Source organism: Marinomonas algicola, assembly GCF_014805825.1.
GTDB lineage: Bacteria > Pseudomonadota > Gammaproteobacteria > Pseudomonadales > Marinomonadaceae > Marinomonas > Marinomonas algicola.
In genome coordinates this window covers 3849467-3862887 of record NZ_CP061941.1, presented here as the reverse complement: position 1 = coordinate 3862887, position 13421 = coordinate 3849467, and the positions used below count along the sequence as shown (strand labels likewise).

Sequence of the window (13421 nt, the reverse complement as noted above, 5' to 3'; positions counted from 1 at the left end):
CGCTTTAAGGTTATTATAATCTTAAAGCGGCTTTTTGGGATGAAATTTACCGGTTATTTAAGTAAAGAAGTGTCTCTTACAGCGCCTTTGTCGGCACTTGTTGCAAAATGAGCATATACCTTAAGAGACGTGGTCACTTTTCTTGGACGGTCTTTCTCTGGTTTCCATGCTAGATCACCTTTTTCTTCCATAACAACTCGACGAGCGGCCAGTTCTTCGTCTGAAAGCATGACGTTAATGGTACGGTTTGGGATATCGATTTTAATAATATCGCCAGACTCGATTAACCCAATTGCACCACCCGCGGCCGCTTCAGGAGAAACGTGACCAATAGAAAGGCCAGAGGTTCCACCAGAGAAACGACCATCTGTTAGCAATGCACAGGCTTTTCCTAGACCTTTTGATTTAATGTAGGATGTAGGGTAAAGCATTTCTTGCATGCCCGGACCACCTCTAGGGCCTTCATAACGAACAATGACGACCTCACCTGCTTTTACCTTATCTTCAAGTACGTTACTTACGGCTTCGTCTTGGGACTCTGTAATGTGAGCAGGGCCTTCAAAAACAAGACAAGATTCATCTACACCTGCGCTTTTGACCACACAGCCATCGAGAGCGATGTTGCCATAGAGAACGGCCAACCCACCTTCAAGAGAAAAGGCATTCTCAATGGAACGAATGCAGCCATCCTGACGGTCTCCGTCAACGGATGTCCAGCGTGTTGATTGACTGAATGCCGTTTGAGTCGGTATACCAGCGGGACCCGCTCGGAAAAACTCTAGAATTTCAGGTGTTGGGTTTCGCATGATATCCCACTTATCTAGAGCTTCGGCCATAGTGTCACTGTGGACGGTATGAACATGGCTATTCAATAGTCCGGCACGATCAAGCTCACCTAACAACGCAAATATACCACCAGCACGATGCACATCTTCCACATGATATTTTGGTGAGTTTGGCGCGACTTTACATAGCTGAGGGATTTTTCGAGAGAGACGGTCAATGTCTTTCAAGGTGAAATCGATTTCCGCTTCTTGTGCCATTGCCAGAAGATGAAGAATGGTGTTTGTTGAACCGCCCATAGCAATGTCTAGGGCCATGGCGTTTTCAAACGCTTCAAATGACGCAATTGCACGAGGTGCTAAATGAAGTTCTTCATTATCATAATAACGTTTCGTGATATCGACAATGCGATGCCCCGCTTCTTTGAAGAGACGCTCGCGGTCAGAGTGCGTTGCCAAAGTGGTTCCGTTTCCTGGCAAACTTAACCCTAGGGCTTCTGTTAGACAGTTCATCGAATTCGCTGTAAACATGCCTGAACAAGATCCACAGGTCGGGCAAGCTGAGCGTTCATAGGCCGCTACTTTCTCGTCAGATGCTTCTGAGTCCGCTGCGATAACCATTGCATCAACTAGATCTAATTTATTCTCAGACAGTTTTGTTTTGCCCGCTTCCATTGGGCCACCGGAAACAAAAATAACAGGGATGTTTAAGCGTAATGCCGCCATTAGCATGCCTGGTGTGATTTTGTCGCAGTTTGAAATACAGACAAGTGCGTCTGCACAGTGTGCATTCACCATGTATTCAACAGAATCAGCAATCAAATCTCTAGACGGTAAACTGTAAAGCATACCATCGTGTCCCATAGCAATGCCGTCATCCACAGCGATCGTATTGAACTCTTTTGCGACGCCACCAGCGGCTTCAATCTCACGGGCAACAAGTTGCCCCATGTCTTTTAAATGTACATGGCCAGGGACAAATTGAGTGAATGAATTTGCGACAGCAATAATGGGTTTGTGGAAATCTTCATCAGTCATTCCTGTTGCACGCCATAACGCGCGAGCGCCGGCCATATTTCTGCCTGAAGTTGTAGTCTTTGAACGATATATCGGCATTGCTAACCCCACATTTATTTTACTTTTGTAATTTGGTTATGTTATCAAGTTTATTCGCAACACCCAATTGCAATTTTTGTTGTTTATAGTTTCATTAATAAGTAACGTTGTCATAAAGAATGAATTTGACGCATTTTATTTACAAATATTGAGTTCGAGTATGAATGTAACGATAGCACGACAACCTATTTTTACCACGAAACAAACTATAATGGGCTATGAGCTATTATACAGAAAAGACCTAGATGCTTTAGACGCTGAAGTGTTTGATGATGTCAGCGCAACAGCACAAGTGATTTCTGGTAGCTTGTTAGAAATAGGCATGTCCAATATGGTTGGAGAGAATAAAGCCTTCATTAATTTCCCTCGAGCGTATTTATTAAATCCCAGTGGCGTCCCTCTTGATAAGAATCAAGTCGTTATTGAAGTGCTGGAAAATTCAGGCTTTGATGCACTCTTGCTGGCTTCACTACGAAAATGGACGAATGCTGGCTATAAGTTGGCTTTAGATGACTTTGAATATGAGCCAAAGCTACTACCATTTGTTGAATTAGCTACCTATATAAAACTTGATTTACAGCTTCTCGGTCGTGATAAATTCATGCAACAGGTCGAGGCTTTGAAAGGCTTTAAGGTGAAAATAGTTGCGGAAAAGGTAGAAACATGGGAAGAGTTTAATTTCTGTGAGGTACTAGGAGTAGATTTCTACCAAGGATATTTCTTTGAGCGGCCTGAACTTATTAGTAAAAAAGCCACAAAAGTAAATAGCATTACGCTTTTGCAGTTAATGGCAGAACTGTTAAAGGGCGAAAACCTCAATGTAAATGAATTAGAATCAATTGTTAGTCGTGATATTGGTTTGGTGCATAAATTACTGAAGTTTTTGAACTCGCCAATAACAGGCCTATCTGCGAATGTGGATTCTGTGCGTTTAGCGATTGTATTAGTGGGTGTGGATCAGCTTAAGTCATTAACAAATTTATTGCTTATGTCTGAATTAGTTGGTGATAGACATGTTCTCTTGGAAACCATTTTATTACGAGCAAAGCATGCCGAGTTAATGTCATTGAGACTAGGTCATAAGCATAACGAGACGTACTTTTTGGCTGGTATGCTCAGCATGATGGATGCATGTGTTGGGATTAGTTTGCCTGAAGTATTAAAACAGCTTCCACTCCCAACAGAGTTCATTAATGCCATAATTCAAAGAAGTGGAAACGTTGGTAATGTATTAGATATGGTTGAGCAGTTTAGTAAAGGCCATAAGGTAACCAGTACGGTTTCAGTTGATGACCTAAAAGCCTCATACGTAGAGTCGGTTGAATGGGTAGATAATTTCCTTTCTAGAATTTAATTCGAACCTTTTGTAATACAGGTCCTACATAGTCTGTAGGTTATTGCTGTTTGTGTTGTACGATTAATGGGTAAAATGATGTGATTTTTTTCTATATTATTGATTATTATAGAATTTAATTTAATTTTCGATATTTCAATTTTCTTGCACCTTTTCATATTAGTGATATTCTAGAAACATCTAAACGGAATCCCATGGATTGGGCAAGTGCATGATGTACTTAAAACAGGATGTTTTTAGGATAGGACTTACTAGGTAATGGATTAGTATTGTCATGGATGATGCAAATGGAGTTGAAAGGCTTATCGGATTAAGTCATGTTTACTTGGATGTTTAGATATTACGGATGATCATAAAATGGAATTTATACTCACCGGATGAGTCGTTTACAGGAATGTTAACGATAAAAAAGGACGGCCATTGTGTCGTCCTTTTTTGCGTTTGTTAAACCTGGACTGTATAAAATCCAGATCTAACGTATTTGCTAGCGTTCTAGGTGTTCTAATTTATCTTCGACACCATCCCACTGAGCGGCATCAGGAAGAGAGTCTTTCTTTTCTGTAATGTTTGGCCAAACAAGAGAAAGCTCTTGGTTTAATTCTACGTATACTTCTTGGTCTTCTGGCAGCTCATCTTCTGAAAAAATGGCATTCGCTGGACATTCTGGTTCACACAATGCGCAATCTATGCACTCATCAGGGTTGATTGCTAAGAAATTTGGACCCTCATAAAAACAATCAACAGGGCAAACTTCTACGCAGTCGGTATATTTACAGCGAACGCAATTGTCAGTAACGATGAAAGCCATCAGACTTCTCCTTTATAAAACAGCAAATGAATTACTGTGTATTCTAGTTGTTTAGGCGGTTTCGCAGCAAGAACAATAAGCATATAAAATAGATGTATACTTCATTGATCTAGCTTATATATAGATTTAGATGAGTTTTTTAAGCTTGTATAATAAGGTTAATGCGTCGATTGGAGTCATGTTATTTAAGTCCGCTTCTTTCAGTGAGTCTTCTAATGCATCATTGCGGCCACCTATGAATAAATCGGATTGAACCGGTGTACTTGATGGCTCTTTTGTTTTGTATTTTTTATCGCAAGGCGAGCTTTCTTTGATAGAAAAGTCATGCATGGTTCGGCTATGGTCTTCTAACTCGGATAATTTGTGTTTGGCTTCAGTGATGACTTTTTTAGGAACCCCAGCTAATTGAGCCACTTGTAAACCATAGCTTTGACTGGCTGGACCTTCGTGGACTTTATGCATAAAGACGATAGAGTCTTCGTGTTCTGTGGCTGTTAAATGAACATTGGTAGCATTGCTTAGCTCATCTGCAAGCTGGGTCAGTTCAAAGTAATGGGTTGCAAACAAGACGTAGCAATGAATTTGGTTCGCTAAATACTCTACCGCTGACCAAGCAAGGGACAGACCGTCAAAGGTGCTGGTCCCTCGTCCAACCTCATCCATTAAAACTAAACTATTGGCACTGGCATTGTTTAATATGTTGGCGGTCTCTGTCATTTCAACCATAAAGGTAGAGCGTCCTCCTGCCAAATCGTCAGAAGATCCCATTCTAGTGAAAATTCTGTCTACTAAAGTTAATGTCGCTGAATCGGCGGGCACAAAAGAGCCTGTATGTGCCAATAGGGTAATAAGGGCGACTTGTCTCATGTAAGTGGATTTACCGCCCATATTAGGGCCCGTAATCATTAGCAATGAACGAGAAGGGTCCATGTATAAATCGTTTGGAATAAAAGGGTCGGTAATGACAGACTCGACGACAGGATGACGGCCTTGTTTAATGTCGATTTTTTGATCGTTACTCAGTGTCGGTCTAGTGTAATTGAGTCTGTCCGCTCGTTCTGCAAAGTTGGTAAGTACGTCTAATTCGGCGAGTGCTTGACTTGTCGTTTGCAAAGAACTGAGCAACAGGTTCAGTGAATCAAGTAATGCTTCATATAATTGCTTTTCTCTAGCCAGAGCTTTGGATTTTGCGCTTAATGCCTTATCTTCAAAGGCTTTTAACTCTGGTGTAATGAAGCGTTCTGCATTTTTTAATGTTTGTCTACGGATATACTCAACGGGTGCTTGTTCTGAGTGTAAGCGACTGATCTCAATGTAGTAACCATGAACCCGATTAAACCCGACTTTTAAGGAGCTAATGCCTGTTCTTTCTTTTTCAGTGCGCTCCATTTCGGCCAAAAAATCCGTGGCATTTGAAGAGAGGGCAATAAGCTCATCTAATTCTGCATCGTAGCCTTTATCAAAAATGCCGCCATCTCTAACCACCGCTGGTGGATTTTCCACCAATGCGGTTTCGAGCTCGTTTGCCATTGAATTTTGTTCTTCAATACGAGTATTAATATCATTTAGACGGGGGGAAGATAAATGACTTAATTGCGTTTTTAGATTTGGCAGAGCATTCAATGCAAGCCCTAAGCGGACGAGGTCTCTGGGTCGAGCAGACCGTAAGCCAATTCTGGATAGGATACGTTCAAGATCGCCAATTTCCTTTAACGTTTGTTTAAACGCGTTTGTTATCGGGTCGCTTTTGAGTTCTTCAATAACATCTTGTCGTAGGTTTATTTCTTTTAAATCTCGAATAGGTTGATGTAACCAACGTTTCAGTAAACGACTTCCCATCGGTGTAGCGCAACGATCTAATACTGAGGTAAGCGTATTACTTGAACTGCCGGTAAGGTTGATATCTATTTCAAGGTTGCGGCGAGTCGCCCCATCAATTAAGACACAATCGTCTCTTTGCTCAACGGTAATGGTTCTAATATGAGGAAGTTCTGAACGCTGGGTATCCTTTGCGTATTGTAGTAACGCACCGGCCGATGAAATCGCCGCTTTTAATTCCTCACAACCGAAGCCTGATAAGTCTTTAGTGTTAAATTGCTGAATTAATTGTCGATAGCTGGAATCGTGATCAAAATGCCAGGGGCCTAATTCTCTAATGCCTTTTTCTAACTGAATTAACTTAGTGTGGGGAAAATCTTCAGACAATAATATTTCTGTCGGGGTCAGTCTTTGTAATTCACTGGTTAATGCCTCTTCTCCTTCTACTTCAAATAAGCAAAAACGACCACTTGCCATATCTAAATAGGAAAAACCAAAGGTTGAAACGCCTTTACGACTTTCATAGGCAAGAGAAAGCAATAAGTTTTCTTTTCGTTCTTCTAAGAAGGCTTCGTCACTCAATGTGCCTGGTGTCACAATGCGGGAAACTTGCCTATCTACAGGGCCTTTACTTGTCGCCGGGTCTCCAACTTGCTCACAAACAACGACAGACTCTCCCATGCGAACAAGACGGGCAATGTAGTTCTCTGCTGCGTGGAAAGGGATTCCTGCCATTGGGATAGGCTTCCCTCCCGAATGGCCTCTACTTGTGAGCGTTATATCCAGCAATCTCGCTGCTTTTTTAGCGTCGTCATAAAAAATCTCATAAAAGTCACCCATTCTGTAAAATAATAGTTGTGTTGGGTGCTGAGATTTAAGTCCAAAATATTGGCGCATCATGGGAGTATGTGGTTGAGATGTGTCGTTATTTTTCACGGTATTGTATCGGCCTGAAATAGTTTATGACGCAAGGTTGAGAAAGCGACTGTTCGTTAAAAAACAGTAAATGGACATTGAGCAATAAAAAGAGTAAGGGTAACAAATCTCACCCAAATTGAACAATTTCTCTTTCTATTTTAGAGGAAACAAAGATGTCGTGTGTTTCAATGCTCAAAAGTTAGCCAACCGATCGAGTTTTACTCTCTAGGGTAGATAAATAAGGCGGCCATCTTTTGTGGATCAACAGGTAGGTCATTATGTTTTATTGGTTTTTTTAAGAGCGTTAAGCAAGGTTGGACAAGCTTTTCCTGGATGTCTTGGGGGGTATTAAATTCTGTCAGATAAAAACTGATAAGCCAAGGTTGGTACGAGTTGGTCGTGTTGGGTGACCACGTAAACAGTCGTTGATTAAAGGATGTGATGTTTTCCCTGGAATCATAAATTTGATTTAGTTCAAAAGTATGCTCTCTATTCAAAGGTATGTCACCAAAAAATACATGAAGCAGTGGTTCTGTATTTTTTGTTGAATGGCTCTGTATGCCTAGACCATGAAGGCTGATTTGAATATTGAGGTAGAATGTCCTTTCTTTGTGTCGAGTGTAAATAATGGGCAACGATAAGTAGGTACTTTCATAAAACCAATTTGAGGGGTTTTCTTTGTCAGAATAACTCCAGTACAACGTATCTGTAAAAAGCGTTGAAGACAATGTTTGCTGAATCGCGTTTGTCAGTGATTTCTCCAAATCGACCGTTAACTGATTTACCTTATTTCCCACACTTTGTAGACATTGCATCGCACAATAAAAAGAGGTTTCCGTTTTGACTGGTTTCATAGTGGCTGTCCTTATCATATTAATTTAGATTTCCTATCCAAATTACTCTTTTTTAGATTTGAATTAGATTTTTACTCTTTTTTTGATGTTCTTTCAAGGTCGAAAAGGCTCCAAACTTCCATTTGTTGGTAGTTTTATTTTGTCTAAGTGGAAAGTATGTCAAAAATTGCAGTTATAGATATAGACGCAGCGATCGGTCGACGAATTCAACTCAGGAGAAAAGAGTTGCAGATGAGTGCGGCGAGCTTGTCAGAAAAAGTAGGCTTGTCACAGCAGCAATTATCTCGTTATGAAAGAGGCGTACATAAAATTAATGCGAGTCAATTGTTTCAAATTGCTGTTTTTCTAGATTCGCCTATCTCTTGGTTTTTCTTAGACTGTGATATTAGTGACGCTTCAAAAATTGCTAATAAAACGGCGCCTTATGTGGCTATGCAAGATGCGGATTTGCAAGCCAGGTTGCAACAGGTGTGGGTGACACTATCACGTGATCAACAGCGTAAAATGATCGCTCTTTTGGATGCGTTTTCAATTTAACATTTTCTCATCTCGTCTTTTCTTGTTTTTCCAAAAGCATATCTGATAGCCTCTCCTGTACACTATTATCTATTAGGGTTTTTTGTGATCATCTCAACTGAAATTGAAAGCCTCGTTCAGTCTCTTGCAAAGAGGCTTATGGAAAAAAACTATCAATTGGCGACAGCTGAATCTTGTACTGGTGGACTGATTGGCGCGGTGTGTACTGAGCTATCAGGCAGCTCAGCTTGGTTTCAATGTGCTGTAGTTACTTATTCAAATAGCGCTAAGCAGGGTTTGCTGGGAGTGCACCCTGACACCTTGTTGAATTATGGTGCTGTATCTAAAGAAACGGTGGCTGAGATGTGCTCGGGCGCTTTAAAACATCGGGCTGATATTGTTGTCGCGGTAAGTGGTGTTGCTGGTCCATTGGGAGGATCAGAAGAAAAGCCGGTTGGGACAGTTTATATTGGTTGGCAAATAAAATCGGAAGCACCACGAGTCAATCGATTTAAGTTTGCTGGTGACCGAGCGGACGTTAGACATCAAGCCACTTACGAGGCCCTAAAAGGACTCATTAAATTGCTTGATTAAATAATACTGTTTTTTTATACAGTGTTTCTTGAGTTGGTGTAAAAAACAAGGTAGAGTTCGTCTTATACATTTATGGATTTCTAGAAGGTTAAATTATGTCATCGACAGCTGATAACAAGAAAAAAGCATTAGACGCTGCGCTTACTCAGATAGAGCGTCAGTTTGGTAAAGGTGCCATCATGAAGATGGGTGAAGGTGCTCGTCTTAACATTGAAACTGTATCAACGGGCTCTTTGGGACTAGACATTGCTTTGGGTGCTGGTGGCTTGCCTTATGGAAGAATCTGCGAAATCTACGGACCAGAGTCTTCCGGTAAAACAACGCTGACTCTTAGTGTGATTGCGGAAGCTCAAAAACAAGGCAAAACCTGTGCTTTTATTGATGCTGAGCATGCATTAGACCCTAATTATGCTGAGAAATTAGGTGTGAACATTAATGACTTGCTCATCTCTCAACCAGATACGGGTGAACAGGCTCTTGAAATCGTTGATATGTTAGTACGTTCAAATAGTGTAGACGTTATCATTGTCGACTCTGTCGCTGCATTGGTTCCTAAATCCGAGATTGAAGGGGATATGGGCGATTCATCTGTAGGTGTTCAAGCGCGCTTGTTATCTCAGGCAATGCGTAAGTTAACGGGTTCCATTAAACACGCCAATTGTTTGGTTGTCTTTATTAACCAAATTCGCATGAAAATTGGTGTGATGTTTGGCTCCCCAGAAACGACAACAGGCGGTAATGCTCTTAAATTTTACAGCTCTGTACGTCTTGATATTCGTAGAATTGGCTCGGTTAAGCAGGGTGATGAGGTTGTTGGAAACGAGACTCGAGTTAAAGTAGTAAAAAACAAAATTGCACCGCCGTTTAAGCAAGCCGAGTTCCAAATTATGTACGGTGCTGGTATATATCGTATGGGTGAAATTATAGATCTTGGTGTGAAGCAGGGTTTTGTTGACAAAGCCGGCGCTTGGTATGCTTATGGTGGCAGTAAAATTGGTCAAGGTAAAGCGAATGCCGCTCAATATCTGACTGATAACCCTGATATTGCACAAGAAATTGAAGCGAAAATACGCGCTGAATTATTAGCCGCACCAACACCGAAAGATGAAAAATCGGATGTGGAAGGGAAAGACTTGCTCGATTCTTAAGCTAGTTATTGAAAGTGCAAGGTAGATTTGTATTCTGAAACCTCAATCGCCGGGAAACCAGCATTGGGGTTTTTTATGTGATGTTTTGTGAGTGGCGTACTTTAATAAAAGTGACTTGAAAATTTTATGGTATCTTTAAAGTAACGTTATAGTCTTCGAATGAGTTTTTATGTCTTTAATTGGGGTCGTAATAGGACTTTTTGTACTCTCCTTATGCTTGCTGATGATGAGCTTAGGTGCGTATTTGTATTTAAAAAAGCGTGCATACCAATCGAGCGAAACCGTCGATGTCACAGAACAAGAGAAAGTGAGTGAGGTGCTTTCACCAGAAGTCATAGCGAATGGTTTTAAGGATCAATGGCTGGAGATTGTTGAAAGTCAGATGTCTTATTGTTTAGACATGATTGCTCAAAGGGAGGAGGAGAAAAAAGACGCTGACTTTACGGTATTATTAAGTTGGAAAACCTTCCTAGAGATTGAACGCACGACGATTCAAAATGATATTCCTTGTACTGAGATTGAACCCTATTTAGATGTATTTCAGGCATTACTAGACAAGGTGGATAAAGCACTAGAAATCGAAGAATTGCAGAAGAAAGTTCAGGAGCAAAAGGCCTTATTAGAAGAGGTAAAAAAATCAGAGGCTAAGGCGTCGGATTCTCTTTCTCAAGGCATCGATTTAAGCTCTAGACTAAAACTTGCATTGGATACTTTCCAGTTAAAGTTGATGCATGAAGCGGATCTGGATGTGGATTTAGCAAAAGTACGAGAAGAGATAGCACGGTTATGTGCCGTACGTGATGCCGTGCAGAGTAAATTAGATCTTCAAGACAGTGAATCTGATGTTGAGCCAATAGGCCATTTGGAAAGCTTCTTAAACTCGATGCAGCCACCAACATTTCTGGCTGCAATGGAAGGGGAGTTGGCAGATAAAGTCGCTGATTTAAAAAGGATCTCTACTGAACAGTTGAAAACCATACAATCGTTACAGAAAGAGAGTAAAGAAATGAAACTTGGGGAGCTAAATCTAAAAGTTCAGTCTGGAAACGATGTGTTAATTGCTAGGCTTGAAAAAATTCTCTTAGATAGAAACCGTTCCGTAAAAAGTTTAGAAAATAAATTTAACAATCTTCACACTATTAGACATAATTTGAATATTGATCTAAATAAAAAAGAAGAAGTTCTCCATGCTAAGGATCAACTATTAAAAGAGCGTTATGAATCAACCAATACCTTGGTTAGCATGAAGGGGTTAATAGAGCGTAAACATGAAACAATGCAATCAATGGAAGATGTATTGCATTCAGTTACTTTAACTGCAGAGTCAGATGAATATTCCACTGAGCAAGGTAAAAGGTTGAGCGAACTAAAATTGATGGTGTCCGAGTCTGAGCTCTATGTTGAAATGCTAGAAAGAGATTTGGATAGTGCTCATATCAAAAAAGAAAGTTATGAGTTAGCGCTTGCTGAGCAAAATAGTGAAGGTGAAATCGTAGAGGAAAATACTCAGTTTAGGTATTTAGAAGGTCAGAAGAAGCTTAAAGCATTAGAGGAAAAAACGTTGACCTTGCAAGACACCTTGTCTTCAAATTGTGAAGCGATTAACGACATTCAAACAATGATCAAGAGCATAGAAAGTATGGATGCTAAAATCGAATCCGTTACAGCTGAATATGTCGCGTTAGAAGAAAAATACTTAATGACCCTTATTATGTGATTTATTCATTCATTAGAGCGTATTGTATTTGATCAAAAGTAAATCCTCGTGACTGTAAAAAACGACGCAGCTTAGCTGTATCAGAAAAGGACAATGACTGGTGGTCTGGCTGTTTTTTGGTTTTGACTTTAACTGCAAGTTCGAACCAATCTATCTCTGGTTGGTTCAATGCGTTTGCAATATCATCTTGCTGAATGTTTTTCATTTTAAGTTCTTGTCTTACCCTTATCTCTCCTATGCCTTTGGTAAATTTGCTGCGAACGTATATTTCAGCAAAGCGTTTATCATTAAGGTAATTGCTTTCTTTTAATAAAGTAATTACCTCTTCAATTAACTCTGGTTCATCTGTGTATTTGAAAAGCTTTGTTTTAAGGTCTTTTGTGCAGTGCTCCCTGTAAGATAGTTTTCTTAATGCTGTATCGTAGAGAGCATTTAACGCTTTGTTGGCCATATTTGATTACTGAACCTAATTAAAAAGACATGATAGCATTAACAAATGCATCAAAAAATATCAAAAAGTCAAAAATACTTACAATGATTGTTTTTTTAGTTTATTCCTCTGTAATTTGTTTTAAAAAGAAGCATATTGTTTTGTTTAATGGTGTATAAATACAGGTATCAACTTTATTGTTTTAGTAGGGGGGTTGTTTGATGTGTCATCGTTATCAATTCACCGTTGTTACTGAGGTTTTTTATGGCGCGTCCACTGACAAAAACGGTTAATTTATCATCTATAAAACACAACTACTTGCTTGCCAAGGCGTTGCACCCGACCTCTAAAGCGTTTGCCGTGGTGAAGGCGAATGCTTATGGTCATGGTGCAGTTGCAGTAGCACAGTATTTGGATTCAACTGTGGATGCTTTTGCTGTTGCCGCCGTTGAAGAAGCCTTAGAGCTCCGGGAGTCTGGTATAAAGTCACCTATTATGCTTCTAGAAGGTGTTTTTGAGGCTTCTGAATGGTCTCTATGTGAGAGGCATGGTTTGTGGAGTGCTGTTGAAAATGACGCTCAAGTGGATGCGTTGATCGACTCTGGTTGTCATATTGAGAAGGTGTTTGTAAAAGTGGATGTTGGTATGCATAGACTGGGTGTCGACCCTGATAGGGCGACTGAACTGGTTGAAAGATTACGTCAGTCTAATTATGTCAATGAGGTGCTTTTGATGTCCCATTTTTCAAGCTCAGACGATCTGTTAAGTGATACTACTTCAAAGCAATTGGCCGTATTTAAACGAGTTCACAAAAATTGTGGAAATATTGAGGGCAGTGTGGCGAATTCTGCCGCCGTGCTTAAGTGGGACATTCCTGAGGGTGGGTGGATTCGTCCAGGTGTAATGTTGTATGGTATTTCTCCTTTTAATGACATTACAGGGAAAGAGTTAGGGCTAAAAATGGCAATGACATTTACTTCAAAAGTCATTTCACTAAGGGTGATACAAAAAGGTGATAGAGTTGGCTATGCTGGCAGCTTTGAGGCGCAAAAAGAAGAAATCATAGCGACAGTAGCTGTTGGGTATGGAGATGGCTATCCTCGTAATGCCATTAATGGGACTCCGATTATAGTGAATAATATCCCTTGTTCTTTAGCAGGTAGGGTGTCTATGGATATGATTACGGTTAATGTCTCGAATGTTCCAGATATTACTCTTGGGGCCAATGTTGAGCTTTGGGGAGACACATTACCTGTTGAGCATGTGGCGAATCATTCATCAACGATAGGTTATGAACTTGTTACTCGAATGACCAGCAGACCCAGAATACAATATAGATAAGTAATTTTCACTTTATGAGTTAGAA

Annotated in this window: 11 protein-coding genes; 6 read left to right on the top strand and 5 right to left on the bottom strand. The window is 40.3% G+C overall.

The genetic code is table 11. The features are described from left to right. Positions 1–53: 53 nt before the first annotated feature. A complete protein-coding gene (ilvD, locus tag IEZ33_RS17580; protein ID WP_191601299.1) occupies positions 54–1898 on the bottom strand; it encodes a dihydroxy-acid dehydratase in 1845 nt (614 codons plus the stop codon). 160 nt (positions 1899–2058) lie between these two features. On the opposite strand from ilvD, the gene IEZ33_RS17575 reads away from it, so the two are divergent. Continuing rightward, on the top strand, positions 2059–3252 hold the full coding sequence (locus IEZ33_RS17575) for an EAL and HDOD domain-containing protein (protein ID WP_191601298.1): 1194 nt from the start codon (positions 2059–2061) through the stop codon (positions 3250–3252). Between the two features lie 484 nt (positions 3253–3736). On the opposite strand, the gene fdxA is transcribed toward IEZ33_RS17575, so the two are convergent. The 3 genes from fdxA to IEZ33_RS17560 all read right to left on the bottom strand — a co-directional run bounded on the left by fdxA (position 3737) and on the right by IEZ33_RS17560 (position 7650). Next, positions 3737–4060, bottom strand: coding sequence for a ferredoxin FdxA (fdxA, locus tag IEZ33_RS17570; protein WP_191601297.1), 324 nt, complete (start codon positions 4058–4060; stop codon positions 3737–3739). 126 nt (positions 4061–4186) lie between these two features. Continuing rightward, positions 4187–6778 (bottom strand): DNA mismatch repair protein MutS, encoded by a 2592-nt coding sequence (mutS, locus tag IEZ33_RS17565; RefSeq protein WP_191603694.1) that lies wholly within the window; start codon positions 6776–6778, stop codon positions 4187–4189. Between the two features lie 236 nt (positions 6779–7014). Then, positions 7015–7650, bottom strand: coding sequence for a hypothetical protein (locus IEZ33_RS17560; protein WP_191601296.1), 636 nt, complete (start codon positions 7648–7650; stop codon positions 7015–7017). A gap of 156 nt (positions 7651–7806) precedes the next feature. Between IEZ33_RS17560 and IEZ33_RS17555 the strand changes: the two genes are divergently transcribed. The 4 genes from IEZ33_RS17555 to IEZ33_RS17540 all read left to right on the top strand — a co-directional run bounded on the left by IEZ33_RS17555 (position 7807) and on the right by IEZ33_RS17540 (position 11625). Then, entirely contained in the window at positions 7807–8187 is a 381-nt protein-coding gene (locus IEZ33_RS17555; RefSeq protein WP_191601295.1) for a helix-turn-helix domain-containing protein, read from the top strand. 84 nt (positions 8188–8271) lie between these two features. Then, complete coding sequence (locus IEZ33_RS17550) at positions 8272–8760, top strand: CinA family protein (RefSeq protein WP_338040925.1); 489 nt, start codon at positions 8272–8274, stop codon at positions 8758–8760. Positions 8761–8855: 95 nt separating this feature from the next. After that, positions 8856–9908, top strand: coding sequence for a recombinase RecA (gene recA, locus IEZ33_RS17545; protein WP_191601293.1), 1053 nt, complete (start codon positions 8856–8858; stop codon positions 9906–9908). 169 nt (positions 9909–10077) lie between these two features. After that, complete coding sequence (locus IEZ33_RS17540) at positions 10078–11625, top strand: hypothetical protein (RefSeq protein ID WP_191601292.1); 1548 nt, start codon at positions 10078–10080, stop codon at positions 11623–11625. A 1-nt stretch (position 11626) separates the two neighbouring features. Here the strand turns inward: IEZ33_RS17540 and IEZ33_RS17535 are convergent, their stop codons facing one another. Next, the gene (locus IEZ33_RS17535) at positions 11627–12076 is read right to left on the bottom strand and encodes a regulatory protein RecX (RefSeq protein ID WP_191601291.1); all 450 of its coding nucleotides are present in this window, start codon (positions 12074–12076) and stop codon (positions 11627–11629) included. Positions 12077–12319: 243 nt separating this feature from the next. On the opposite strand from IEZ33_RS17535, the gene alr reads away from it, so the two are divergent. Then, a complete protein-coding gene (alr, locus tag IEZ33_RS17530) occupies positions 12320–13396 on the top strand; it encodes an alanine racemase (protein WP_191601290.1) in 1077 nt (358 codons plus the stop codon). Positions 13397–13421: the final 25 nt, after the last annotated feature.